We start from the raw sequence: 24,220 nt of genomic DNA on the forward strand, positions 1-24,220 counted from the left end.
CTGTACAGCGAGCGGCTACGCTGGCTGACTCAGATGGTGAAAGTGGTACTTCAGATGGTCGTCGATAAAGCTGGCGATAAAGAAATAGGAATGGCCGTAACCGGGCTGCATGCGCAGGGTGATCGGTACGCCGGCTTCTTCGCAGGCCGCGCTTAGTGCTTCCGGGCGTAGCTGTCCATCGGTATAGAAATTATCCGCATCCCCCTGATCGACCATCAGTGGTAACGCACTTCCTTTTTCCTTCAGCAGCTCGCAGCTATCCCAGGCTTTCCAGTTATCCTTGTTGTCGCCCATGTAGCCGGCCAACGCTTTTTCGCCCCAGGGGCATTGCATCGGGTTGCTGATCGGGGCGAAGGCGGAGACCGAGGTGTAGCGGCGCGGGTTTTTCAGGGCGCAGATGAGTGCGCCATGGCCGCCCATGGAATGGCCGCTGATGGCCTGCTTGCCGGTGAGTGGGAAATGTTCCTGTACCAGCGCCGGCAATTCTTCCGTCACATAGTCGTACATGCGGTAGTGCTGGCTCCAGGGTGATTGGGTGGCATTCACATAGAAGCCGGCGCCGGAGCCAAAGTCGTAGCTTTCATGCTCACCGGGCAGGTCGGTGCCGCGCGGGCTGGTATCCGGGCAGACAATCGCCAGCCCCAGTTCCGCGGCAGTTTTGTGAGCGCCGGCTTTCTGCATGAAATTTTCATCCGTGCAGGTCAGCCCGGACAGCCACCACAGCAGTGGAACGTCATTCGCTTCTGCCGCTGGGGGTAGATAAATGGCAAAGATCATTTCGCAGTTGAGTACCTGGCTGCGATGTTTGTAGCGCTTCAACCAGCCACCAAACGATTTGGTGGCAGAAACCAGTTCGATATCAGACATGATTTAACCTTTCTAACGAAGCCGCTGTAGGAGCACCTCTCGAGGTGCGAACCTTGGCCGGAAGGGTCTCTCTCAAGCTGGTTCGCACCTCGAGAGGTGCTCCTACGGTCGGAATTTATTGCCTCTTAAAAAAGAATCACCGAGCGAATGCTTTTTCCTTCGTGCAGTAAATCAAACGCTGTGTTGATGTCTTCAAGTCCCATGGTGTGGGTGACGAATTCATCAATCTTGATCTCGCCTTTCATGTAGCGATCCACGTAACCGGGTAATTCCGTGCGGCCTTTGACGCCGCCGAACGCGGAGCCTTTCCAGACCCGGCCGGTGACCAGCTGGAACGGGCGGGTGGAAATTTCTTCGCCGGCACCGGCCACGCCGATAACGATGGATTCACCCCAGCCCTTGTGACAGCACTCCAGGGCAGAGCGCATCACGTTCACGTTACCGATGCACTCGAAGGAATAATCCACGCCGCCGTCGGTGAGTTCGACAATCACTTCCTGGATCGAATCGTTGTAATCCTTCGGGTTGATAAAGTCGGTGGCGCCAAACTGGCGTGCCAGGGTTTCCTTGGTCGGGTTGGTGTCGATGGCAATGATACGTTCAGCCTTGGCCATCACCGCACCCTGAATCACCGACAGGCCGATACCGCCGAGGCCGAACACCGCCACGGTGGATCCTGCTTCTACCTTGGCGGTATTGAGTACTGCGCCAATGCCGGTGGTAACGCCGCAGCCGAGCAGACAGATCTTGTCCAGCGGCGCTTCCTTGCTCACCTTGGCCAGGGAGATTTCCGGTACCACGGTGTACTCGGAGAAAGTGCTGGTGCCCATGTAGTGGTGCAGCAGTTTGCCGTTCAGGGAAAAGCGGCTGGTGTTATCCGGCATCAGACCCTTGCCCTGGGTGGCGCGTACCGCCTGGCACAGGTTGGTCTTGCCGCTGAGGCAGAATTTGCACTGGCGGCATTCGGCGGTATAGAGCGGAATCACATGGTCGCCGGGTTTCAGGCTGGTGACGCCTTCGCCCACTTCCTGAACGATACCGGCGCCTTCATGGCCGAAAATGGAAGGGAACAGCCCTTCCGGATCTTTCCCGGACAGGGTGTAGGCGTCCGTGTGGCAGACACCGGTGGCGACGATCTGCACCAGCACTTCACCGGCTTTCGGGCCAGCCACATCAACTTCTTCGATAACCAGGGGTTTGCCTGCTTCCCAGGCCACAGCGGCGCGTGATTTCATGATGACTCCAGCGATAACGGCATTTGAGTGGTGGTTGGGCCCCGCGCAGACCGGCTGATGCCGGTTTACGTCGTTGGATCGGCCGAACGAACCACGAGTAAGTGGATTCACTATACGCAGACACGAATCAGGCTATAAGGCACAATTCGGCAATAGATTATTGCTCAGGAGCAACAATGCAGCATTGGGACCGAATTGAGGCCTTCGTGGAGGTGGTGCGGCTGGGATCCTTTGCGCGCGCCGCCCGGGACCTGGGGGTCTCCAGCTCTCACGTGAGCCGGCTGGTGGCGCGGCTGGAAACCCAGTTGGGGACGCAGTTGCTGTACCGCACCACCCGGCGGCTTACCCTGACGGATGCCGGCGCGGTTTACTTTGATCACTGTTGCCAGTTGTTCGATGGGTTTCAGGAAGCACTGAATGCGATCAGTGACTTCCAGCAGCAGCCCACCGGTGTGTTGCGGTTGACCTGCGCCACCACCTTTGGCGAGCGTTTTATCGCGCCGCTGGTCAACGACTTTCTGGCGTGCCATCCGCAGTTGTCAGTGCAGCTGGATTTCACCAACCGGCGGGTGGATATCGTGGATGAGGGGTTCGACGTGGCGATCCGCACCGGGGCCTTGCCGGACTCCTCCCTGATTGCCCGCAGGCTCTGCCCCCGGCGGGAATATGTGGTGGGATCGCCGGCGTATTTCGAGCGCCATGCCCGGCCCCATACCCTGGGCGAGTTGGGTGGCCATAATTGCCTGCAGGGGTCCTCGGAGCAGTGGGCCTTCGATGTGGACGGCCAGCATCGCCACAGCAAGGTGCAGGGGAACTGGAAAGGCAACTCCGGAGTGGCCTTGCTGGACGCAGCGCGCAAGGGCATCGGGCTGGTGCAATTGCCGGATTATTATGTGGCGGACGATCTGGCACGCGGCGATCTGGTGTCGGTGCTGGATCAGTATGCCTGCACCCACACGGCGGTGTGGGTGGTGTATCCCCGTCATCGGCACTTGTCACCGAAGGTGCGTCAGTTCGTGGACTTTCTGGTGGAGCATATGGCGCGTTGATAAGGTGCCGAAACATTCTTTTGTAGGAGCGTCGCTGGCGGCGCGATAAAAGCAGCTGCGAGTATCGAGTAGCGAAAACCGTAAACAATGTGGTTTTCAGGTTTTGAATTTCGAAAATCGCTTTTCGCAACTCGATACTCAGGTAATCGCGCCGCCAGTGGCGCTCCTACAGCAACTGAAATGGAATGAATATGTACACAGGAAGTTGTCTTTGCGGTGGCGTCGCGTTCGAGATTGACGGTGAGCTGGAGCCGATACAGGTGTGCCACTGCCAGCAGTGTCGCAAGGCACAGGGCGCCGCATTGGTTACCAATATTCCGGTGGATACGACGCAGTTGCGCTGGGTGCGTGGGGAAGATTTATTGAAAGGGTATGAGTCAACGCCGGGCAAGCAGAGAGTGTTCTGTCGCGAGTGCGGTTCGCCGGTGTTGAGTCGCCTTGAAAGCCTGCCGGGTGTGGTGCGTATCCGGGCGGGGTTGTTGAATGAGCCGTTGGTGACTCGGCCGGCGTTTCACTTTTACGTGGATTCAGCCTGTAACTGGTGGTCCATCGACGATGACTTGCCGCAGTACCCGGCGGGTCGTTCGTGATCGTCGTCGGGGCCGGGTGCGGGGTAGCCGCAACCCGGCCTCGCAGCTAACGCCTCTCAGCCCAGCTGGGCTTTGAGGGAGGCGATTTCCTGAGCATCGCTGTTACGCGCAACGAATGCCTGCCAGCTATCCGTCGCGTGGCTTTTCAGTGCCTTGGCAACACGCTGCTCTTCTCCTTCCGGCAAGTGCCCGAACAGCCCCAGCAGGTTGCTGTCGTGGGCCTGGCTGAGTGCCTGATCCAGAGTCTGGGGTTGGCGTTCGGTGAGCACATCCAGTGCCGGGGTCAAGTGGGCATGGTCCAGCAGCGGCAGCAGCGGCAGTAATTCATCCCAGCTGTTTTCTTCTGCCACGGTGGTGATCAGGCTTTCCATGATGTGCTCTTCGCGCAGCTTGGCCACATTGACCGCGGCCTGCTGATGGGTATTGTCCATGGCATTCACTGCCTGCAGCAGGTTGGTCCACAGCTGCTGGTCACTGGCGACTTCAATGATACGGCTCAGCACGGTTTCGCCCTGTTCGGCCACCAGGTTGCCCATCTGGCCGCGGAGCTGGGTGTTCAGGTGGCCATTCAGTGACAGCACGGCGGGCCACAGCTCATGGTCCGTGGCGGCTTTGAGTGTGGCCCGTTGCTGGGTCTCGCTGAGTAGCCCAAGCAGGGTGTCGAGTTTGCTTTTGTCTTCCAGATACAGCGCGATTTTCACCATGGCTTCACCGTCATTAACAGTGCTGGTCACGGCCTTCAGGGCGGATGGCTGAATCACAGCGACAAAGCGGGCCAGGGTGATGTGCTCATTCATGGCCAGCAGTGCCTTGGCAACGGTGGCGACAATCTTGTCGGGCATGGTGGCCAGCAAGGCGCGGGAATAAGTCGGCTCCAGGTGGATGCACAGCTTGGCAAGAAAATCGTCGGGCAGCTTGTCAGCCAGCTTGATGGCACGCTCGGCGGGTAGCTCGGAGGCGATGCCGGCGGCCAGCACAGACCCCAGCACGGTGGTTGCCAGTTTGGCGCTGGCACCGGTGGGCACCAGCTTGCTGATACCGGCCAGGCGCTGGTAGCTGTCCTGGTGCTGTTCATAGAAAAAACTGGAAACGCTGTTACGGAACGCGGCCAGGGCATTCAGGTCCTGGCCGTCCAGAAAGGCCATGTCGGCTTCGTCGGTTTCCAGCAGACGGCTCAGCTTGAGTAGCTCGGCCTGGGTTTCAATATGCATGATCTGTCTCCTGCTGACTTAACCGAACAACATCTTTTTGACTGGGCGACGGAAAGGCCCGGGCACTACGTTCAAGGCATTATTCATGGCCTTTTCCACGCGGGCGTCTTTGGTTTCCAGTGCGGCGAGCACGGTGTCCGCCAGTTTGCTGGCCTGGTCAGCGGGCAAGGACTCGATAAAGGCCAGCGCATCGGCTGGCAAGCCCTTGTTTTTCAAGGTACTGATGGAATCAGACATGGTTCCTCCTTCAATTCAGGCGCTACTATGCCAGCAAAGCTGAAAGAAGACTGTTGCCGAAAAGCCGTATTCGGGCGGCGCTTGAGAAAGCGCTGGGGGGAGATTTTACAAGTCAGAAAGCGGCAGGTGTGGCTGCACAGGCAGGCATGGATTGCCTGTGCAGCCAGCGGAGCCGCCAGGGTGTCAGGAGAAGGTGGTGGTCTCGCTGATAAAGCCCACATTGACCGCACCTGGGCCAAGATTGACGCCACCGGTAAGGCTCATGCCGGTGCTGAGCAGTTCTACGCCGTGTTGTTTGGCGCACAGTTTTAATTCACGGAAGCCAGGCAATTCGGCAATACGGTTTTCGTCGCCGGCATAGCTGACACAGACAACAGGTTCCAGCAGGCCCTGGCGAATGCAGTCACAGGCATGCGTGAACATTTTTTCCACAGCGGCCGGGTAACCACGCACTTTGTCTGCAGGAAACGATTCGCCTGCCCGTGCGCAGAGGATGGGCTTGATATCCAGCGTGCTGCCCAGTTTTGCGCTTAGCCAGCTGACGCTTTTGTCGCCTTTCTTGCGCGCACGTTTCTGCACATAGTAAAGATCATCGACCACAGAATAACCGCTGGTGAACGGGATCAGCGCGTTAACCCGATTGCGGACAGCGCTGACGCGCATGCCCTTGCCAATCATGTTGATGGTGGCAGCAGCCAGCACTGCCTGGCCGCAGAACAGGGTCTGGCTATCGGTAACCCGCAAGGCAAAAGGGCCTTCAACGCCGGCTTCTGCTCGCACCGCTTTGTAGTCGCGCAAGATGCCATGGGATGCGCGGGTGGCATTGTTGAACATGGGGCTACGGCTGGCGGGCAGCGTTTGAACCAGCGCATAGTCGTACTGGCTGACGATTCTGTCGAGGAAGAACTGGCGGAACGCGTCAGTGTCGAGGGGGACGGATTCGGCGTCCTGGCCTTTGTCCAGCCGGTTGTCGGCGTAAAAATCCTGGCGCTGTTTAGGGTCGCGACTATCCACAAACACAGCGTCACCGATGCGGATGGATATGGGCAGGACCTGTATCTGATGTTGATCAATATAGTGTTTTGGCAGGTCGCACGTTGCGTCGACCACCAGACCGATTTGCATTGTTTTCTCCCGTTAGCCAATGAGGCAATCGTGCTTTTGTGTGCCTGCGCCGGGATTATTTTGCGTTCTGTCCAGCGTCATTATTGGTGCACGGTGCGCGGACATACTAACGGGTTTGTCGCGGGAAAAAAGGGGCAAACGGCTTGGCCGGTCGAATGACCGGTAATCGGCGATTATTGGAAGTTTTCCTGGTCGGTGATAAACCCCACGCTGATGGCGCCGGGGCCGATATTCACGCCGCCGGTGAGCCCCATATGGCTGACCAGCAACTGGACATCGTGTTTCTCGGTAGCGGCTTTCAGGGCGTTGAAGCCGGGCATCTGGAAGGCGGCATCCGGGTCGCCGGCGTAACTGACGCAGACAATCGGTGTCAGCAATCCGTCTTCCACGCATTGGCAGGCGTGGGCAAACATTTTTTCCACTGCGCTTTCAAAGCCTCGCACCTTGGCGACCGGAAAGGTCTGGTCCCGGCGGGCGCAGAGAATCGGTTTGATATCCAGGGCCGAGCCCATCAGCGCGCCGACAAAGCCAACGCTCTTGTCTCCCTTTTTACGGGCGCGTTTGTGCACGTAGTAAAGGTCTGGCACCACCGCATAGCCGGTGGTCTTGGGGGTAAGATCGCTGATGCGTTGGCGAATGTCGCCAATTTTGGTGCCGGCATTGATCAGGCGAACGGTTTCGGCGGCAAGGACGCCCTGTGCGGCGAACAGGGTCTGGCTGTCGCTGACACGAATGCGGAAGGGCCCTTCCCGGCCGGCGGCCTCGCGGACTTTTTTGTAGCCGGAGAGTATGGCATGGGCGGCTTCGGTGGCGTTGTCGTAAATGGGGCTGCGGCTCTTGGGAACGGTTTGTACCAGGGCGTAATCGAATTCGCCCACGGCATGGTCCAGTAACAGGGTGCGGATCTGTTCTACGGAGGGCGGCGCGGTTTCTGCGTCGTGGCTCTTGTCGATTTCGTGGCGGGCATAGAATTCCCGGGCCCGCTGTGGGTCCCGGTCATCCACATAGATTTCCTTGCCGATGCGGATCGGAACCGGCATCACTAGGATGTTGTTGGCATCAATAAAGTCTTTGGGCAGGTCACAACCTGAATCCACAACCAGACCGATTTTCATTGTTATACGCCTTACGGAGCCTGTTTGATTTCAGTCTAGAACGGGCGTACCGCTATTGGCGTCTTTTTGCGTATGGGAATGGTGTAGGAATGTTATTTGAACGCTGCAGTCTGGATGCCAGATGCCTGACTGGAAAACCTGCAGGCTGCAGGTTTTTCGTCGGGCATCTAGCGCCAAGCGTCTTGCCGGCCGGGGTGTGCGAGGAGGGCAGCAAATCAAACCGGTGTGGTTAATTTTGCAGAGCGTCCCTCTTATTGAATATTGCCGCCCACTTCCACGATTTTCAGTGTATTGGTGCCACCGTGGGCGTCGTCGTAGTTGCCCTTGGTGATCAGAATCCGGTCGCCGGTCTGCACCACGCCCATGGCTTCCAGCATGCTCACCGCCTGCCGGTTGACGGTGTCGCTGGCCAGTGCGTGGCTGTCAAAGGGGATGGCATGAACGCCGCGCAGAATCGCCACCCGCCGCTGGCTTGAGGGGTAGGGCGTAAAGGCATAAATAGGCATGCCCGAGCGCAGCCGTGACATCAGCCGCGGGGTGTTGCCGGTTTCCGTCATGGCGATAATGGCCGCTACGTTGCTCAACCGGTTGGCGGCCTGCATGGCGGCCATGGCGATGACTTCATCAATGTTGTCCGCACGGTCATTGATGGGCCGATCGGTCCTGCGTTCCTGCCAGGTGCGTTCGGCGCCAAGAATAATGCGGTCCATGGCCTGCACGGTTTCAGCGGGGAAATCCCCCACTGCGGTTTCCGCTGACAGCATCACCGCATCGGTGCCATCCAGCACCGCGTTGGCCACGTCGGAGACTTCCGCCCGAGTCGGCTGGGGGCTGTGGATCATGGATTCCATCATCTGGGTGGCGGTGATCACGAAACGGTTCAGCGCCCGCGCCCGGCGGATGATGTGCTTCTGCACGCCGACCAGCTCCGCATCACCAATTTCCACCGCCAGATCGCCGCGGGCCACCATGACCCCGTCTGAGGCCACGATGATCGCGTCCAGGGTGTCGTCATCCGCCACCGCTTCTGCGCGCTCAATTTTGGCAATGATGCCACCTTTGCCGCCGGCGCTCTGGTAGCGGCGGCGAGCCTCTTCCACATCAGCGGCATCGCGGGGAAAGGACAGGGCCAGGAAATCCACATCCATGTCGGCGGCGGTAAGGATATCGGCCAGATCTTTTTCGGTGAGGGCGCGGGCACTGAGGCCGCCGCCCTTGCGGTTGACACCTTTGTGATCAGACAGTTCGCCCCCCACCCGCACGGTGCATTCCACACGGGTGCCGTTGATGGCGTTCACTTCCAGTTCCAGCAGGCCGTCATTGAGCAGCAGAATATCCCCGGCCTGACAATCGGTGGGTAGAGGCGGATAGCTGACGCCGACTTGTTCGGCATCGCCGGCGTCATCCGGCAGGGCCGTGTCCAGGGTAAAGGGCTGCCCGGCGCTGAGCATGATGGGGCCGTCACGGAAGCAGCCAATGCGGATTTTGGGTCCCTGCAGATCCGCCAGAATGGCCACGTGCTGGCCGCGTTGCTCGGCGCAGCGGCGAATCTTGTCGGTGGTATCCCGGTGGGTCTCTGCCGTGCCGTGGGAAAAATTCAGCCGGAAGACGTTCACGCCCGCACCGATCAGTGTGTCGAGCATGGGTTCCGGTGCAGAGGCGGGGCCAACGGTGGCAACAATCTTGGTACGACGAAGCGGGTGCTGAGGGGTGCGAGAGGGCATGCGTGTCTTTCCATCAATCATTTCGCCTTAGCATACCATGGGGACGCGAACGAACGATGACAGCCGGCGAGGCATGGGCCTGTGAGGTTCACTTTAATCCTTAAAGAAAGGTTCATTGCGGAATTGAGTGATCAGCGGGTTTCAGAACTTGTCTCATTATCCTGCCCTGGTAACCGTAGGACGCCGGATGCCCGACGGTGGACGCTTGACTTCAAAACCTAAAAACCTTGGTCGCCATGCTCTCTGCGCAAAAACGGCAACCTCTCAGGCTATGGGGGTTCTACGTCAGGTATTCGGCGTCCAGCGTTTGGCAAAGTGCCGGGTATTTGTGATAAGCCCGTCAGACGGCGAAAAGCGTGTTATTCACTCTAATCCGCGATGAACCTGAAGAAAGAAGCCCCGCCTGGAAGGCGGGGAAAGGGGAAACCGATGGCAGGGAATCAATGCAGCATGGCAAAGGCACACGCCTGGGCCTGACTGAGGCGAAGAAAATCGCCCATGCCCATTTTTATCACTTCTGTATGCGTGCCCGCGTTAAAGGCAAGCCAGTCTTCGCTGAGCAAGGTGTCGTCCACATACACGTTCATGTTGTACAGATTCCCGAAGGGGGGCTCGCCACCGGGTTCGCAGAGCGGGAAGCAATCCTTGAAGTCGTCTTCGCTGGCCAGCTCAACGCGATTGGCCTGCAGGGCCAGGCGTAATTTTTCCGGGTCCAGATATTGATTGGCAGGCAGCACGGCCATGGCCAGCTTTCCATCCACGTCCACAATCACGGTCTTGGCCATATGCCGGCCGGGAATATGGGCGGACTGTGCTACCTCTGAAGCGGTAACAGCGGGCGGGTGGTTGTAGCAGTGATAATTCACGCCGTTGTTATCGAGAAAATCGGCCAGCGCGCGGGCGGGCATGATGAACCTCCTCCCGGAATCGAGTCACCGGGATTGGGGAGCGGCCTGACAACCTGCTTGTGGCGGGTGCGCAGGAGACGCTCCGTGACGGTGTGTCTGATTAAGGGTAGGGCGAGTGAGGAAGGAGGAGAAATACAAATATGCGCTAATGTTTATAGCGGAAAAGCATAGCTACGAGCTACGAGCTACGAGCTACGAGCTACGAGCTACGAGCTACGAGCTACGAGCTACGAGCTACGAGCTACGAGCTACGAGCTACGAGCTACAAGAAATAGAAAAGGAAAGCTGGAAAAGTTCCAGGGTTTTGCGCTTTTCAACTTTCCACTTTGAACTTTCAATTGACCTTTCGCGGGCAGGGCGGTTGCCGTATGGCACTTAACCCAACCCGCGTTGCCGCGTGAAGCATGTTGCGTGCAGCGTCTCTTGTCACATTCCCAGATTGTCGAGAATGCGCAGATTCGGGCCTGCCTGGTTCATGGTGTAGAAATGCAGGCCCGGTGCGCCCATGGCCAGCAGCCGTTCGCACAGCCGGGTGACCACTTCTTCGCCAAAGGCTTTTACTGCAGCATCGTCGTCCTTGATGTCGTTGAGTTTGCTTTGCAGCCAGCGTGGCACATCGGCACCGCAGGTGCTGGAAAAACGCAGCAGGTTGGCCACATTGAGAATCGGCATGATGCCCGGGTAGACGGGGGCATTGCAGCCGGCCTTGTGCAGCGCATCCATGTAATAGCCGTAGGCATCGGCATTATAGAAATACTGTGTCAGGCCGCTGTTGGCGCCAGCGTCGACCTTGCGCTTGAAGTGAGCAATGTCGTCTTCAAAGCTGCGGGCCTGCGGGTGCATTTCCGGATAGGCGGCGACTTCCAGGGTGAAGTGATCGCCGGTTTCCTGACGGATCAATTGCACCAGTTCGTCGGCGTACTTGATCTCGCTCTGGGCGTAGCCCATGCCGGAGGGCAGGTCGCCACGCAGGGCGACAATGCGGGTGACGCCTGCCGCTTTGTAACCGTTCACCAGCTCGAGAATTTCCTCGCGGCTCTGGCCAATGCAGCTCAGGTGCGGTGCGGTATCGCCATGCTGCTCGCGCAGCTTGTTGACCATGTCGCGGGTGTTGTCACGGGTGGATCCGCCGGCGCCAAAGGTGCAGGAAAAAAACTCCGGGTTCTTCACCTGCAGTTTTTGTTGGGTCGCCAGCAGCTTTTCCTTTCCCTGTTCTGTCTTGGGAGGGAAAAACTCAAAACTGATTCGTTTCATAACGAGCTCGCTTCATGCTGCACGCATCACGCACCACGCCTGTTGCGTGATGCGTGTCGCGTGCCTGCGTTAATACTTGTAATGTTCCGGCTTGAAGGGGCCTTCCACGCCGACGCCGATGTAGTTGGCCTGTTCTTTGGTGAGTTTGGTGATCACGCCACCGAAACCTTCCACCATGTAACGGGCCACTTCTTCGTCCAGCTGTTTGGGCAGCACTTCCACCTTGAGCATTTTTTCTTTCACTGCGTCAGAGTGGTTGGCGTAGCCCTGATCGAACAGGTACATCTGCGCGAGGACCTGGTTGGCGAAGGAGCCGTCCATGATGCGACTGGGGTGCCCGGTGGCGTTGCCCAGGTTGACCAGGCGCCCTTCGGAGAGCAGCAGCAGGAAGTCGCCGGCGGCCTTGTCACGCCATACCTTGTGTACCTGTGGCTTCACCTCTTCCCATTCCCAGGTCTTGCGCATGAAGGCGGTGTCCACTTCGTTGTCGAAGTGACCGATGTTGCAGACCACGGCGCCTTTCTTGATGGCCTTGAGCATGTTGGCATCGCAGACATTGAAGTTACCGGTGGTGGTCACCAGCAGATCGGTGTTGCCCAGCAGCTCGGTGTTGATGGAGGCTTCGCTGCCATCGTTGATGCCGTCCTTGTACTGGCTGACGACTTCAAAGCCGTCCATGCAGGCCTGCATGGCGCAGATCGGATCTGCTTCGGTAACCTTAACGATCATGCCTTCCTGGCGCAGGGACTGGGCGGAACCCTTGCCCACATCGCCGTAACCGACAACCAGTGCTTTCTTGCCGGACAGCAGGTGGTCGGTGCCGCGCTTGATGGCATCGTTCAGGGAATGACGGCAGCCATATTTGTTGTCGTTTTTGCTCTTGGTGACGGAATCGTTCACGTTTACCGCCGGCACTTTCAAGGTGCCTTTGTTCAGCATTTCGTAGAGACGGTGTACACCCGTGGTAGTTTCTTCGGTAATGCCGTGAATATTGTCGAGCATGGCCGGGTAAGTTTCATGGATGTAGCCGGTCAGGTCGCCGCCATCATCCAGAATCATGTTGGCTTCCCACAGCTCGCCGTTGCCGTCACGGCAGGTCTGCTCGATGCACCACATGTACTCTTCTTCCGTTTCACCTTTCCAGGCAAAAACCGGCACCCCAGCGGCTGCGATAGCGGCAGCGGCGTGGTCCTGGGTGGAGAAGATGTTGCAGCTGGACCAGCGTACTTCGGCACCCAATGCGACCAGGGTTTCGATCAGCACGGCGGTCTGAATGGTCATGTGAATACAGCCGATGATTTTGGCGCCTTTCAGCGGCTGCTCGGCACGGTATTTTTCACGAATGGTAACCAGTGCCGGCATTTCGGTTTCGGCAATGTGAATTTCCGAGCGGCCATAATCTGCCAGGGAAATATCGGCGACTTTATAGTCGGTAAAGGTATCGGTTTTTGCGTTCATGGTGAGTCTCCGCTTGCACGCAACACGCTTGCACGCATCACGCTGAAAAAATTACTGTTCGCCGATGCGCCGAATCAGTGCGGCCAGTTGGGCGAACACTTTGTCTATCGCTTCCTGAAGTGATTCCACCTTCAGATAGCCAAGTTGGGCGGCGATCAGAGCCTGTGTTTCCAGTTCAAACAATGAGCCTCTTGCAATGAGCAGGAAGCGGCGTAAAGCTGCGTCACTTCCTCTTCCGTATCCTTCTGCAATATTGGAAGGAATGCTCAATGCAGAGCGCTGCATTTGTTGAGTCAGTACGAACTTTTCTTCCGCAGGGAAGGTTCGTGTGAGCTGATGTGTGGCAATAACCCGTTGTATCGCGGATTGCCACACCCGTAGATCCTTGTAGCGTCTATGCATGGCTCCTCCCTGAGCCGTGCGGTGTCTGGCGTGCTTGCGTGAAGCGTGTTGCGTGCAAGCGTTTCTTTTAAAGTACCTTGGCCAGGTCGGCGGCCTTGTCGGTTTTTTCCCAGCTGAAGCCTTCGCGGCCGAAGTGGCCGTAGCTGGCGGTAGGACGATAGATCGGCTTGCGCAGGTCGAGCATTTCGATAATGCCGCGCGGGCGCAGATCGAAATGTTCACGGACCAGATCGACGATGGCGTTGTCGCTGATCTTGCCGGTGCCGAAAGTGTTCACCGAGATGGAGGTGGGCTCGGCCACGCCGATGGCGTAGCTCACCTGGATCTCGCACTTGCTGGCCAGCCCGGCGGCGACAATGTTCTTGGCCACGTAACGCCCGGCGTAGGCCGCGCTACGGTCGACCTTGGACGGATCCTTGCCGGAGAAGGCGCCGCCACCGTGGCGTGCCATGCCGCCGTAGGTGTCCACGATGATTTTGCGGCCGGTCAGGCCACAGTCACCCATGGGGCCACCGATCACGAAAATCCCGGTGGGGTTCACGTGGTACAGGGTGTCCTTGTGCAGCCATTCTTCCGGTAGCACGGGTTTGATGATTTCTTCCATCACTGCTTCGCGCAGGTCGGCCAGCTTGATGTCCGGGGAATGCTGGGTAGACAGCACCACCGCATCCACGGCCACGGGCTTGCCGTTGTCGTAACGCAGGGTGACCTGGCTTTTCGCATCCGGGCGCAGCCAGGGCAGGGTGCCGTTCTTGCGCAGCTCGGCCTGACGCTCCACCAGACGGTGGGAGTAGTACACCGGGGCGGGCATCAGGGTATCGGTTTCGTCAGTGGCGAAGCCGAACATCAGGCCCTGGTCGCCGGCGCCCATTTCTTTCTCTTCGGCTTCGTCCACACCGATGGCGATATCGGCGGACTGTTTGCCGATGCCGTTAAGGACGGCACAGCTGGCGCCATCGAAGCCTTTCTCGGAGCTGTCGTAGCCGATATCCAGGATCACCTGGCGAACGATGTCTTCCAGCTCCACGTAGGTGTTGGTGCGCACTTCACCGGCGACCACGGCCATGCCGGTTTTTACCAAAGTTTCCACCGCCACGCGGGCGTGGGGGTCATCCTTGATGATGGCATCCAGAATGGCGTCCGAGATCTGGTCAGCCATTTTATCCGGATGGCCTTCGGACACGGATTCGGAGGTAAAGATGGAATATTCACTCATTGCTGGAGTGCTCCCTTAAAGTTAATTGCTTGCACGTAACACGCTGACACGCATCACGCGAAAACCGGGTTAATCTCCATGCGGCGCAGGATCGCGGCGCAAGTTGTTTTCGTTTTTGCCACATACTTATTCGCGAACAGCGTGCTGCGTGCTGCGTGTAAGCGTGTCGCGTTTTTCAAATGTTCTTACCTGGACCTGAAACCCATTGCGCAGTGCCAGAAACTGGCTTTCCTGCAACTCAAGACCGGCACGGCCGGCCCAGTCCACCAGGTCGGTTTCATCAAAGCCGAGCCAGAAATCCCCGCAGGTCTCGTGGGCCCAGTGCTGGTCATGCCGACACAGGTCGGTGATCAGCAGTGTGCCGCCGGCCTGCAGTTGTTCTGCTGCGGCGCGGATGGCGCTGGCCGGTGCGGGCAAGTGGTGCAGCACCATGTTCAATACCACGGCGTCGACCGTGGGCAGGTTGCTGGCGGCTTCCGGCCAGTCTCCCAGTATCAGTTCCACATTTGACCGTTTGGCGACGGCCTTGCGCGCCCGTTTGAGCATGGCCTCGGCATTGTCCAGGCCGATAACCTGTTCAAAATGCCCGGCGAGCTCCAGCAGGAAAAGCCCGTCACCGGGGCCAATTTCCAGCACCTGCTTTCCTTCCGGGCTGGCGCGCAGCAGCAGCTCGCAGGCCTGCTCGGCATATTGCCCGTACTCGGCGATCAGCTCCTGCTGGGCATCATGCTGTTCGGCGTGCCGGGCAAAAAAGGCGCGGCTTTGCTCGGCACGCTGCTGTTGCACCTGTTCCAGTCGCGCCGCGACTTCCTCATTGAGGGACCCATCATCCAGCTCGTCGAGCAAGGCGCTGTGAACGGCACCCTCTGCGTCATCCACCTGGGGCAGGCGACGACGGTAGAAAATGGAGTTGCCCTCACGGCGCTTTTCCACCAGTCCGCCTTTTGCCAGCACCTTGAGGTGGTGGCTCATGCCGGATTGCTTCATGGCCATGATCTCGCACAGCTCCAGCACCCCGAAGCTGTTCTGGCCCAGCACCTGCAATACCTGCAGGCGTAACGGGTCCCCGGCGGCCTTGAGAAAGCCCGCCAGATGATCGGTCACATCCGGTAGAGAGGGAGCCAGTGCATTCATAGAGGGGGAGTCTAGCGCAATCCAAAACTAAATCAAAATAAATTGATATAGGTTTTGGTGTTACCTTAACTCGCTGCCTGAAACAGGTGCCATGCGGCACGCAAACAGGCGGAGGCAGGCTGCCGGTGGGTGCTTGCGCTTGTAGCTATTACCCCCTTGAGGGACAATAGCGCCCCTTTTCAGCCACCAGTCAGTTTTGGAGCCCTGCATGCCCAGCGCCCCCGCCAGCCGTGACCTCGCCAATGCCATCCGTGCCCTGAGCATGGATGCGGTACAGAAAGCCAATTCCGGGCACCCCGGTGCACCCATGGGCATGGCGGATATCGCCGAAGTGCTGTGGCGCGGTTTTATGCAGCACAACCCGGCTGACCCGACCTGGGCCGACCGTGACCGTTTTGTGCTCTCCAACGGCCACGGCTCCATGCTGCTGTACAGCCTGCTGCATCTGACCGGTTACGGTGTCAGCCTGGATGACATCAAGAACTTCCGCCAGTTGGGCAGTGCCACCGCCGGACACCCGGAATACGGCGATGCGCCGGGCATTGAAACCACCACCGGCCCATTGGGTCAGGGCCTGGCCAATGCCGTGGGCATGGCGCTGGCCGAGAAAATGCTGGCGGGGCAGTTCAACCGCGAAGGGCACACCGTGGTGAACCACAACACCTATTGTTTCCTGGGTGATGGCTGCATGATGGAAGGTATCTCCCACGAGGTGGCTTCCCTGGCTGGCACCTTGGGTCTGGGCAAGCTGGTGGCGTTTTATGACGACAACGGCATTTCCATCGACGGTGAAGTGGAAGGCTGGTTCACCGACGATACCGTGGAGCGTTTCCGCGCCTACGGCTGGCAGGTGATCCCCAATGTGGATGGCCACAACCCGGAAGAAATTACCGTGGCGGTGGAAAATGCCCGCGCCAATACGGATCAGCCCACCTTGATTTGCTGCAAGACCATTATCGGTTTCGGCAGCCCCAACAAGCAGGGCAAGGAAGATTCCCATGGCGCCGCTCTGGGGGAAGATGAAATTGCCCTGACCCGTAAAGAGTTGGGTTGGGAACATGGCCCGTTTGAAATCCCGGCGGACATCAAGGATGCCTGGGATGCCAAGGAAGCGGGTGCCAAGGCGCAGAGCGAATGGCAGCAGCGTTTCGAGGCTTATCAGGCCGCGTACCCGGAGCTGGCGGCGGAGTTTCTGCGTCGGCAGGCGGGTGAATTGCCGGCAGACTTTGCCGACAAGGCGGATGCCTATATCCGTGAGTGTCAGGAAAAAGGCGACAAGGTCGCTACCCGCAAGGCGAGTCAGAATACCCTGGACGCTTTCGGTCCGTTGCTGCCGGAACTGGCCGGCGGCTCCGCTGACCTGGCCGGGTCCAACAACACCATCTGGAAAGGCTGCAAGTCGGTCACTGCCGACGATGCCAGTGGCAACTATATTCACTACGGCGTGCGCGAATTCGGTATGACTGCCATCCAGAACGGCCTGTGCCTGCATGGTGGTCTGCGCCCTTACGGTGGCACCTTCCTGGTGTTCATGGAATACGCCCGTAATGCGGTACGCATGGCGGCGCTGATGCATCAGCCGAACATTCTGGTCTACACCCACGATTCCATTGGTCTGGGCGAAGACGGCCCGACCCACCAGCCCATCGAGCAGCTGGCCAACCTGCGTCTGACCCCGAACATGCGTACCTGGCGCCCCTGCGACACGGTGGAGTCGGCGGTGTCCTGGAAAAAGGCGGTACAACGCCAGGATGGCCCGTCGTCGCTGATCTTCTCCCGCCAGGGCCTGCCCTGCATGGAGCGCGGCAACGACCAGCTGGCCGACGTGGAGAAGGGGGGCTACACCCTGTTGCAGACCGGTGAAGGCACCCCGGACGCCATCATCATTGCCACCGGTTCCGAGGTGGAGCTGGCAGTGAAAGCTGCCCAGGCGCTCAGCGGGAAAAACATCCGCGTGGTGTCCATGCCCTGCGTGGAAGAATTCCTGGCCCAGGACAAGGCCTACCAGGACAGCGTGCTGCCCAGCGACGTGCGCGCCCGGGTGGCCGTGGAAGCGGCGATTGCGGACTACTGGTACCGCTTCGTGGGCCTGGACGGCAAGGTGGTGGGCATGACCAGCTTTGGCGCGTCCGCCCCGGCCGGTGACCTGTTCAAGCACTTCAATATTACTGCTGAAGCGGTGCAGGATGCGGTGGAGTCGTTGCTGTAATGAAACGCCGGACGCCTGATGCCGGACGCTTGACGCAATGGGCCGTGCCCGCGTGCCATGGCCTTGCCGTTTCCGATACGGTGGTCACGGAATGCGAGGTTAAGGCTTTTAGCGTCTGGCGTCTGGCGTCCGGCGTCCAGCGAGGCGCAGCCTGATGCGCATCGCTATTAATGGCTACGGTCGTATCGGGCGCTCTTTTGTGCGTGCCCTGGCCGAGCGCGAAGGCGCCGGCTGGCAGGCGCCGTTTACGCTGGCGGCGATCAACGACAAGGGGCGCCCGGAAGACCTGCTCTACCTGACTCGCTACGACACCACCCACGGGCGGTTGGCGGAGCCGGCAGAGCTGATCGAAGGCATGCTGCGTATCGGCAAGCAGGCGCCCATGCTGCTGGAGCAGCCCAGGCCGGAATTGTTGCCCTGGGGCGAGCTGGGTGTGGATCTGGTGCTGGAATGTTCCGGCCATTTCCGCAGCCATGCCGGGGCATCGCGCCATCTGCAGGCCGGTGCCGGAAAAGTGATTATCGGTGCGGTGCCCTTTGATCTGGCTGACCAGATCGTGGTGTACGGCGTTAATCACGAGGATGTGCGTGACGACAGCCAGGTGCTGTCAGCGGCGTCCTGCACCACGCACTGTATCGCACCTCTGTTGCAGCGGCTGGATCAGCAGTACGGCATCCAGCAGGTGTTGATGAAAGAAATCCATGCCTACACCTCGGACCAGACCCTGCTGGACCATGTCCACCGGGATCCGCGCCGGGGCCGGGCCGGGGCACAGAATATTGTGCCGACCACCAGTAGCGCCATCGGTGCGGTGCAGCAGGTGCTGCCAGCCCTTGCCGGGCGAATCAACGGCGACTCCATCCGTGTGCCGACCCTGAACGTGGCCATGGTGGAGCTGACGTTGCGACTGGAACAGACACCGGATGAGGACAGTCTCAACCAGTGGCTGCAGCAACAGGCAACGGCGTCTGCGGGCCTGATTGGCTACAATGATGCCCCGCTGGTCAGCGTGGATTTCAATCACCGCCCGGAATCCGCCATCGTCGATGTGACCCAGACCCGGGTGCAGGGCGACATGGTGCAGGTGGTGGCCTGGTACGACAACGAATGGGGCTATGCCAACCGTTTGCTGGACTGGGTAAGTGAATTGGCTTTGAACAAGGCTGGGAGCTCAAGGCTGGGCGCCTGACGTGTTGCTTTAGCGTTCGGCGTCAGGCGTGTTGCGTCTGGCAGAATTTAATGAGGTAAGTGAACGATGAACTTCAAACGCATGACCGACCTGGATCTGGCAGGCAAACGCGTTCTGATCCGTGAAGACCTGAACGTGCCGGTGAAAGACGGCAAGGTTACCAGTGATGCGCGTATCCGTGCCTCCCTGCCGACCATCGAGCATGCGCTCAAGGCGGGCGCCAGGGTGATGTTGATGTCGCATCTGGGCCGCCCCACCGAAGGTGAATACGCCGACGAGTTTTCCCTGCAGCCTGTGGCTGATCATCTGGGTGGTTTGCTGGGCCGTGATGTGCCGCTGGTCAAGGACTGGCTGGACGGGGTCGAGGTGGCCGACGGTCAGGTGGTGTTGTGTGAGAACGTTCGCTTCAATAAAGGCGAAAAGAAAGACGACGAAGCGCTGTCACAAAAAATGGCCGCGCTGTGTGATATCTATGTGATGGATGCCTTCGGTACCGCTCACCGTGCGCAGGCGTCTACCCATGGGGTGGGCAAGTTCGCACCGGTGGCCTGTGCCGGCCCGCTGCTGGCCAATGAGCTTGACGCTTTGGGCAAGGCCCTGGACGCACCGGCGAAACCGTTGGTGGCCATCGTTGGTGGTTCCAAGGTGTCCACCAAGCTGGAAGTGCTGGAATCGTTGTCGGATGTGGTTGACCAGCTGGTGGTCGGTGGTGGTATCGCCAACACTTTCCTGGCGGCGGCCGGTCATCCGGTGGGCAAGTCTCTCTATGAAGAAGACCTGATTCCCGCCGCACGGAAAATTGCCGAGAAAGTACACATTCCGATTCCGGTGGATGTGGTGACGGCCAAGGAATTTGCCGAGTCTGCCGAGGCGGTCACCAAGAAGGTGGAAGACGTGGCCGACGACGACATGATTCTGGATGTGGGCCCGCAGACCGCACACATCGTGGCGGCGCTGATGAAGGAAGCCAAGACCATTATCTGGAATGGCCCGGTGGGTGTATTCGAATTCGATCAGTTCGGTGAAGGCACCCGGGAAATGGCCCTGGCCATTGCCGACTCGGATGCCTTTTCCATTGCCGGTGGTGGTGACACCCTGGCCGCAGTGGACAAGTATGGTATCACTGATGATGTCAGCTATATCTCCACCGGCGGCGGTGCCTTCCTGGAATTTGTGGAAGGCAAAGTACTGCCGGCGGTGGCCATGCTTGAGGCACGGGCGAAGGATTGATAGAGCGCCTGATGCTGGACGCCAGATGCCTGACGCTAAAACCCACAGGCGTCAAGCGTCAGGCCTTTGGCGTCAGGCTGCAATGGACGAAGTATAGGCGGTGCGGCGCACCGCGAACGGATTAACGAAGGGGAAACATCATGGCACTAGTAAGCATGCGACAGCTGCTGGATCACGCTGCCGAGTTTGGCTACGGCGTACCGGCTTATAACGTGAACAACGTGGAACAGATGCGCGCCATCATGGAAGCCGCGGACAAAACCAATTCCCCGGTCATCGTGCAGGCATCTGCCGGCGCTCGTAAATACGCCGGCGCGCCGTTTCTGCGCCATCTGATTCTCGCCGCCACGGAAGAATTTCCGCATATCCCCGTGGTGATGCACCAGGATCATGGCACCAGCCCGTCTGTTTGCCAGCGTTCTATTCAGCTGGGTTTCTCTTCGGTGATGATGGACGGTTCACTGGGTGAAGACGGCAAGACGCCCACCGATTACGACTATAACGTGGACGTGACCCGTCGCACCGTGGACATGGCCCACGCCTGTGGTGTGTCCGTGGAAGGCGAGCTGGGTTGCCTGGGGTCACTGGAAACCGGTGAAGCCGGTGAAGAAGATGGCATCGGTGCGGAAGGCAAACTGACCCATGAGCAGATGCTCACCGACCCGGAAGAAGCGGCGGATTTCGTAAAGAAAACCAAGGTAGATGCCCTGGCGATTGCCATCGGCACCAGCCATGGCGCGTACAAGTTTACTCGCCCGCCCACTGGTGACATCCTCGCCATCGAGCAGATCAAGGCGATTCACCAGCGCATTCCGGATACCCACCTGGTCATGCACGGTTCCTCTTCCGTGCCGCAGGACTGGCTGGCTATCATCAATGAATTCGGTGGTGAAATTCCGGAAACCTATGGGGTGCCGGTGGAAGAAATCCAGGAAGGCATCAAACACGGTGTGCGCAAGGTCAACATCGATACAGACCTGCGTCTGGCGTCCACCGGGGCGATCCGTCGTTTCCTGGCCCAGAACCCGGCCGAGTTTGATCCGCGTAAGTACCTGAAAGAATCCATCACCGCCATGCGTGATATCTGTATCGCCCGTTATGAAGCCTTTGGTACAGCAGGCCATGCGGACAAGATCAAGCCGATCAGCCTGGAAACCATGTTCCAGTGTTATGAGTCCGGTGATCTGGATCCGCGGGTTAAATAAGAGACGCAGCAGGCAACACGTAGATCAAAACAAAAAGGCCGCGCCCGATTGGGTGCGGCCTTTTGTTTTTTGGAGCTGCTATCAAGCGGCTTTGGTGGGTGCCATGCCGCGCGAATCCGTGAGGCCCCTTTTTTACCGGTTGGCTTCAATCCTGATGTCATCGCTGCCGGTGAGAATCAGTTGGCCCTGCTTGTTAATGTCGGCGTGCTTGACGCCCTTGAGGGCGTCCAAAAATTGCCGCTCCATTTCCATCAGTGGTGCTGGGCAAGCCATCATGGTGACGCCGCCGGTGGTGATGGTGAAGCTGTCCTCGTTCTGCACGTAGGTGGCCATGTAGTTGTTGCAGGCGGCCTTGCCGGCCACTTGCCCAGGCTGATGAAAGTTCAGCGTGACGGTAGCGTCAGTGACGTCTTCGCCATTAAGCGATGTGACGGACCAGGCTTCTCCACGCAGCTGGCTCTCTTCAACCATGGTGCGTACCTCGTTGGTCGGCTGCCCTGTGCAGGCAGCCAGTAACAGTGCGGCGCTGCCCAGGAGCAGCGGAAGGCGAAATGGGGTCATGGTGTGTCCTTGTGAGACGTTGTTGGTTACTTAGTGTATGTGCGGGGCGATATGGTTCCCGGCCAGGCTGGCGTTTATTGATGTGGCGCAAGGTTGTTGCAATGGGCGGGGCGAGTGCGTTGACTGGTCGCGGAGGAACAGGACAATGCAGTGAATCCTCTCTTATCTTCACTTTTCTGATCGCAATGATGGCGGGCCATGCTGAATACGTTGCTGGAATTTTATATTGAGCACCAGTGGGTGGCGTTGCCGCTGGCCATGTTGTCCGCGGTGGGGGTCGGCATATTGTGGATGGGCTGGCTCAGTTTGATGCTGACGGCATTCGGTCAGCGGCGCTGGTTATGGGGGTTTGCGATTCTGTTACTACCCGTGCCGGCGTCTCCGTGCTTTGCGCTGCGCCACCCGACGTTGAATCCCTGGGCCAATCGGCTGGTGCTATGGGGGCTGCTGCTGGCGCTGCCGATCCTGGTGTTAACCGGCTGGTGGGGCTGGCTGGCATTGACCCAGGCAGCGCCCGCTGCCTGATCAGTCGTCGTCGCTTGTCAGCCAGTGTGCGGGCCTGTCTGGCTTGGCATAGCTGAGCCGCCCGATACGCTGGCTACGGTGGTAGCTGTCCAGCCCCGACAGGGCCACCGTCCCGGCCCGTTCAATATCGACAAGGCCATCATCGCCCAGCACATCGTCGGGTAGCAGGATATGTTCGATGGCACCGATCACCAGCACGGTGTTGTTCACCGCCAGGGTCTGCACTTCCTCACCGCCATGCCCAGTTTTATCCGCGCCTGTGCCACGAAGGGGGCGGAAAAGTCGGGCAGATAAGCCGGACTTAGCCCGGTAGCGGTAAACTCGGAGATCTCCCGCGGGTAACGGGCGGCGGTCTGGTGGGCGGCTTCGAGGATGTCAGCATGGACCTGGTTGAGCGTATAAACGCCACTGCCCTGCAGGTATTCCAGGCTATGCCGATCCACCGAATGCGGACGCAAAATCATCCCCATCAATGCCGGGTCGGCCCCGATATGAAAGCAGGAACCGACCATGGCCAGGTTTTCCTGTCCGCTCTCGGAGCGTGTGCCCACCAGGTTGGCGCTTTTGAAGCCGGACAGGCTATTGATCAGATTGACCCGCTCCCCGCGGGGTAAATCCTTGAGTGTATCGGTTGTCAGATGCATGGTGTGATTCCTCCCAGGCCCGTATTATCGGTAGGTGCCGTGAGTAAACCGTGGAGATCCGTTACCGGCTATGGCAAACCCATTCGATCGCGATCAGATTATTCAGCAGTGGCAGCCCTTGAATTGGGAGGCTTTCGACCCGCTGAGTGAATCCAGCCAGCGCTATGTGGCGTACTACGGTCTCAATTTTGCCGATCGCCTGCCGGACCTGGAGCATGGCTTCGGTTATTTCGAGGCGGCGGGGCATATGCTTTCCGTGCATGGCTGGCGGCCCCGGCCGCCCCATCAGCCGCGTGGTACCGTGCTGATCTGTCACGGTTACTTTGACCATGTGGGATTGTACCGGCATGTGATCGGTCATGTGCTGGAACTGGGCTATGCGGTACTCGCCTATGATCTGCCCGGCCATGGCTTGAGTACGGGCCCGCAGGCCGTGATCGACGATTTCCGTACCTACCGCGACGTGCTGGAGCAGTGTCTGTCACTGGCTACCAATTCTTTTCCCAAGCCCTGGCATGTGATTGCCCAGAGCACCGGGGGGGCCATCGTGATGGATTACCTGGTCAGCCGTGGTGAGGGTGATGAAAACCCTTTCGAGCAGGTGATTCTGCTGGCGCCACTGGTGCGACCGTTCAAGTGGGGAACCGCGCGCTGGTTGCACACCGTGGTCAGTCCGTTTGCCAAAACCCTGAAACGGGTTTTTACCATCAATTCCAACGATCCGGATTTTCTCGATTTTCTGGAAAACAGGGACCCGTTGCAGGCGCGGCGTATTTCCGCCATCTGGGTGAGCGCCCTGAAGAAATGGATGCCGGGTTTTGAAAAAGCGTCGCGAATAAAGGTGTCGCCGGTGGTGATTCAGGGGGACAAGGATGAAACGGTTGATTGGCAATATAACCTGGAGATGATCAAGAAAAAATTTGAAAGCCCCGATATTCGTATGCTGCCCGGGGCTCGTCACCAGCTTGCCAATGAAAATGAAGCGTTCAGACGTAAAATTTTCGCGATTATTGACGAGTATCTGGCCTAAAGGCATTTTTTTACGCTTTGTTACTTGAGCCCGTTGCCGCTTTGTAACAATGTGGATTCACGGTTCCTGACTAGGGAATTTTGCGTTTTTACAAGGAGTCTA

General features: G+C 58.8%; 24 protein-coding genes. 8 read left to right on the top strand and 16 right to left on the bottom strand.

The features are described 5' to 3' along the window. Window positions 1-15: 15 nt before the first annotated feature. Both fghA and F1529_RS01915 read right to left on the bottom strand, forming a co-directional pair. Complete coding sequence (gene fghA, locus F1529_RS01910; protein ID WP_155131642.1) at window positions 16-867, bottom strand: S-formylglutathione hydrolase; 852 nt, start codon at window positions 865-867, stop codon at window positions 16-18. A gap of 125 nt (window positions 868-992) precedes the next feature. Beyond that, on the bottom strand, window positions 993-2,102 hold the full coding sequence (locus F1529_RS01915; protein WP_155131645.1) for an S-(hydroxymethyl)glutathione dehydrogenase/class III alcohol dehydrogenase: 1,110 nt from the start codon (window positions 2,100-2,102) through the stop codon (window positions 993-995). A gap of 176 nt (window positions 2,103-2,278) precedes the next feature. On the opposite strand from F1529_RS01915, the gene F1529_RS01920 reads away from it, so the two are divergent. Together F1529_RS01920 and F1529_RS01925 are read left to right on the top strand one after the other, a co-directional pair. Continuing rightward, window positions 2,279-3,151 (top strand): LysR family transcriptional regulator, encoded by an 873-nt coding sequence (locus tag F1529_RS01920; protein WP_007148345.1) that lies wholly within the window; start codon window positions 2,279-2,281, stop codon window positions 3,149-3,151. Between the two features lie 191 nt (window positions 3,152-3,342). Next, entirely contained in the window at window positions 3,343-3,741 is a 399-nt protein-coding gene (locus F1529_RS01925) for a GFA family protein (protein WP_230457679.1), read from the top strand. A gap of 56 nt (window positions 3,742-3,797) precedes the next feature. Here F1529_RS01925 and F1529_RS01930 read toward each other — a convergent pair whose 3' ends face one another. The 11 genes from F1529_RS01930 to F1529_RS01980 all read right to left on the bottom strand — a co-directional run bounded on the left by F1529_RS01930 (window position 3,798) and on the right by F1529_RS01980 (window position 15,525). After that, window positions 3,798-4,952, bottom strand: coding sequence for a hypothetical protein (locus tag F1529_RS01930; protein ID WP_155131651.1), 1,155 nt, complete (start codon window positions 4,950-4,952; stop codon window positions 3,798-3,800). Window positions 4,953-4,970: 18 nt separating this feature from the next. Further along, on the bottom strand, window positions 4,971-5,189 hold the full coding sequence (locus F1529_RS01935; RefSeq protein WP_007151188.1) for a hypothetical protein: 219 nt from the start codon (window positions 5,187-5,189) through the stop codon (window positions 4,971-4,973). A 183-nt stretch (window positions 5,190-5,372) separates the two neighbouring features. Next, on the bottom strand, window positions 5,373-6,314 hold the full coding sequence (locus F1529_RS01940) for a DegV family protein (RefSeq protein ID WP_155131654.1): 942 nt from the start codon (window positions 6,312-6,314) through the stop codon (window positions 5,373-5,375). A 173-nt stretch (window positions 6,315-6,487) separates the two neighbouring features. After that, window positions 6,488-7,429, bottom strand: coding sequence for a DegV family protein (locus F1529_RS01945; protein WP_155131657.1), 942 nt, complete (start codon window positions 7,427-7,429; stop codon window positions 6,488-6,490). A gap of 251 nt (window positions 7,430-7,680) precedes the next feature. Further along, a complete protein-coding gene (gene pyk, locus F1529_RS01950; RefSeq protein WP_155131660.1) occupies window positions 7,681-9,174 on the bottom strand; it encodes a pyruvate kinase in 1,494 nt (497 codons plus the stop codon). A 419-nt stretch (window positions 9,175-9,593) separates the two neighbouring features. Next, a complete protein-coding gene (locus F1529_RS01955) occupies window positions 9,594-10,061 on the bottom strand; it encodes an aminoacyl-tRNA deacylase (protein WP_007150313.1) in 468 nt (155 codons plus the stop codon). A gap of 426 nt (window positions 10,062-10,487) precedes the next feature. After that, window positions 10,488-11,315, bottom strand: coding sequence for a methylenetetrahydrofolate reductase [NAD(P)H] (gene metF, locus F1529_RS01960; protein WP_155131663.1), 828 nt, complete (start codon window positions 11,313-11,315; stop codon window positions 10,488-10,490). Window positions 11,316-11,384: 69 nt separating this feature from the next. Then, the gene (gene ahcY, locus F1529_RS01965) at window positions 11,385-12,773 is read right to left on the bottom strand and encodes an adenosylhomocysteinase (protein ID WP_155131666.1); all 1,389 of its coding nucleotides are present in this window, start codon (window positions 12,771-12,773) and stop codon (window positions 11,385-11,387) included. 51 nt (window positions 12,774-12,824) lie between these two features. Next, window positions 12,825-13,175, bottom strand: coding sequence for a four helix bundle protein (locus tag F1529_RS01970; protein WP_155131669.1), 351 nt, complete (start codon window positions 13,173-13,175; stop codon window positions 12,825-12,827). A gap of 67 nt (window positions 13,176-13,242) precedes the next feature. Then, window positions 13,243-14,391: a methionine adenosyltransferase gene (metK, locus tag F1529_RS01975; protein WP_007149486.1), complete on the bottom strand. Its 1,149-nt coding sequence runs from the start codon at window positions 14,389-14,391 to the stop codon at window positions 13,243-13,245. 126 nt (window positions 14,392-14,517) lie between these two features. Further along, window positions 14,518-15,525 (bottom strand): metalloregulator ArsR/SmtB family transcription factor, encoded by a 1,008-nt coding sequence (locus F1529_RS01980; protein ID WP_155131672.1) that lies wholly within the window; start codon window positions 15,523-15,525, stop codon window positions 14,518-14,520. Window positions 15,526-15,733: 208 nt separating this feature from the next. On the opposite strand from F1529_RS01980, the gene tkt reads away from it, so the two are divergent. The 4 genes from tkt (at window position 15,734) to fba (ending at window position 21,358) form a co-directional block, all read left to right on the top strand. Then, entirely contained in the window at window positions 15,734-17,734 is a 2,001-nt protein-coding gene (tkt, locus tag F1529_RS01985; RefSeq protein WP_155131675.1) for a transketolase, read from the top strand. A gap of 154 nt (window positions 17,735-17,888) precedes the next feature. Next, on the top strand, window positions 17,889-18,923 hold the full coding sequence (locus tag F1529_RS01990; protein WP_155131678.1) for a type I glyceraldehyde-3-phosphate dehydrogenase: 1,035 nt from the start codon (window positions 17,889-17,891) through the stop codon (window positions 18,921-18,923). A 66-nt stretch (window positions 18,924-18,989) separates the two neighbouring features. Then, window positions 18,990-20,153 carry a phosphoglycerate kinase gene (locus F1529_RS01995; RefSeq protein ID WP_155131681.1) on the top strand — a complete coding sequence of 388 codons (1,164 nt, stop codon included), beginning with the start codon at window positions 18,990-18,992 and terminating at the stop codon, window positions 20,151-20,153. A gap of 140 nt (window positions 20,154-20,293) precedes the next feature. Beyond that, on the top strand, window positions 20,294-21,358 hold the full coding sequence (gene fba, locus F1529_RS02000) for a class II fructose-bisphosphate aldolase (protein ID WP_155131683.1): 1,065 nt from the start codon (window positions 20,294-20,296) through the stop codon (window positions 21,356-21,358). A gap of 132 nt (window positions 21,359-21,490) precedes the next feature. Here fba and F1529_RS02005 read toward each other — a convergent pair whose 3' ends face one another. Continuing rightward, window positions 21,491-21,919 (bottom strand): META domain-containing protein, encoded by a 429-nt coding sequence (locus tag F1529_RS02005; protein WP_230457680.1) that lies wholly within the window; start codon window positions 21,917-21,919, stop codon window positions 21,491-21,493. Window positions 21,920-22,117: 198 nt separating this feature from the next. Here F1529_RS02005 and F1529_RS02010 point away from each other — a divergent pair, with 198 nt between their 5' ends. Beyond that, window positions 22,118-22,444, top strand: coding sequence for a hypothetical protein (locus tag F1529_RS02010; protein ID WP_155131686.1), 327 nt, complete (start codon window positions 22,118-22,120; stop codon window positions 22,442-22,444). Here F1529_RS02010 and F1529_RS17565 read toward each other — a convergent pair whose 3' ends face one another. After that, window positions 22,445-22,669 (bottom strand): hypothetical protein, encoded by a 225-nt coding sequence (locus tag F1529_RS17565; protein WP_230457681.1) that lies wholly within the window; start codon window positions 22,667-22,669, stop codon window positions 22,445-22,447. It abuts the gene before it with no gap. Then, window positions 22,651-23,088 (bottom strand): flavin reductase family protein, encoded by a 438-nt coding sequence (locus F1529_RS02015; protein ID WP_230457682.1) that lies wholly within the window; start codon window positions 23,086-23,088, stop codon window positions 22,651-22,653. Before F1529_RS02015 ends, F1529_RS17565 begins: the two co-directional genes overlap by 19 nt. Before the next feature lie 70 nt (window positions 23,089-23,158). On the opposite strand from F1529_RS02015, the gene F1529_RS02020 reads away from it, so the two are divergent. Further along, window positions 23,159-24,118 carry an alpha/beta hydrolase gene (locus F1529_RS02020; RefSeq protein ID WP_155131689.1) on the top strand — a complete coding sequence of 320 codons (960 nt, stop codon included), beginning with the start codon at window positions 23,159-23,161 and terminating at the stop codon, window positions 24,116-24,118. Window positions 24,119-24,220 lie beyond the last annotated feature (102 nt).

It is taken from the genome of Alcanivorax sp. VBW004, assembly GCF_009718865.1.
Classification (GTDB): Bacteria; Pseudomonadota; Gammaproteobacteria; order Pseudomonadales; family Alcanivoracaceae; genus Alcanivorax.

Bases quoted from the DNA above. Each gene is read 5' to 3' on its own strand.
- fba (WP_155131683.1), top strand. From the start codon at position 20,294: ATGGCACTAGTAAGCATGCGACAGCTGCTGGATCACGCTGCCGAGTTT.
- F1529_RS02015 (WP_230457682.1), bottom strand. From the start codon at position 23,088: ATGCATCTGACAACCGATACACTCAAGGATTTACCCCGCGGGGAGCGG.
- F1529_RS01930 (WP_155131651.1), bottom strand. From the start codon at position 4,952: ATGCATATTGAAACCCAGGCCGAGCTACTCAAGCTGAGCCGTCTGCTG.
- pyk (WP_155131660.1), bottom strand. From the start codon at position 9,174: ATGATTGATGGAAAGACACGCATGCCCTCTCGCACCCCTCAGCACCCG.
- F1529_RS01990 (WP_155131678.1), top strand. From the start codon at position 17,889: ATGCGCATCGCTATTAATGGCTACGGTCGTATCGGGCGCTCTTTTGTG.
- F1529_RS01955 (WP_007150313.1), bottom strand. From the start codon at position 10,061: ATGCCCGCCCGCGCGCTGGCCGATTTTCTCGATAACAACGGCGTGAAT.
- ahcY (WP_155131666.1), bottom strand. From the start codon at position 12,773: ATGAACGCAAAAACCGATACCTTTACCGACTATAAAGTCGCCGATATT.
- fghA (WP_155131642.1), bottom strand. From the start codon at position 867: ATGTCTGATATCGAACTGGTTTCTGCCACCAAATCGTTTGGTGGCTGG.
- F1529_RS01940 (WP_155131654.1), bottom strand. From the start codon at position 6,314: ATGCAAATCGGTCTGGTGGTCGACGCAACGTGCGACCTGCCAAAACAC.
- tkt (WP_155131675.1), top strand. From the start codon at position 15,734: ATGCCCAGCGCCCCCGCCAGCCGTGACCTCGCCAATGCCATCCGTGCC.
- F1529_RS01935 (WP_007151188.1), bottom strand. From the start codon at position 5,189: ATGTCTGATTCCATCAGTACCTTGAAAAACAAGGGCTTGCCAGCCGAT.
- F1529_RS01970 (WP_155131669.1), bottom strand. From the start codon at position 13,175: ATGCATAGACGCTACAAGGATCTACGGGTGTGGCAATCCGCGATACAA.
- metK (WP_007149486.1), bottom strand. From the start codon at position 14,391: ATGAGTGAATATTCCATCTTTACCTCCGAATCCGTGTCCGAAGGCCAT.
- F1529_RS01925 (WP_230457679.1), top strand. From the start codon at position 3,343: ATGTACACAGGAAGTTGTCTTTGCGGTGGCGTCGCGTTCGAGATTGAC.
- F1529_RS01945 (WP_155131657.1), bottom strand. From the start codon at position 7,429: ATGAAAATCGGTCTGGTTGTGGATTCAGGTTGTGACCTGCCCAAAGAC.
- F1529_RS01980 (WP_155131672.1), bottom strand. From the start codon at position 15,525: ATGAATGCACTGGCTCCCTCTCTACCGGATGTGACCGATCATCTGGCG.
- F1529_RS01915 (WP_155131645.1), bottom strand. From the start codon at position 2,102: ATGAAATCACGCGCCGCTGTGGCCTGGGAAGCAGGCAAACCCCTGGTT.
- F1529_RS01920 (WP_007148345.1), top strand. From the start codon at position 2,279: ATGCAGCATTGGGACCGAATTGAGGCCTTCGTGGAGGTGGTGCGGCTG.
- F1529_RS02020 (WP_155131689.1), top strand. From the start codon at position 23,159: ATGGCAAACCCATTCGATCGCGATCAGATTATTCAGCAGTGGCAGCCC.
- F1529_RS01995 (WP_155131681.1), top strand. From the start codon at position 18,990: ATGAACTTCAAACGCATGACCGACCTGGATCTGGCAGGCAAACGCGTT.
- F1529_RS02010 (WP_155131686.1), top strand. From the start codon at position 22,118: ATGCTGAATACGTTGCTGGAATTTTATATTGAGCACCAGTGGGTGGCG.
- F1529_RS02005 (WP_230457680.1), bottom strand. From the start codon at position 21,919: ATGACCCCATTTCGCCTTCCGCTGCTCCTGGGCAGCGCCGCACTGTTA.
- metF (WP_155131663.1), bottom strand. From the start codon at position 11,315: ATGAAACGAATCAGTTTTGAGTTTTTCCCTCCCAAGACAGAACAGGGA.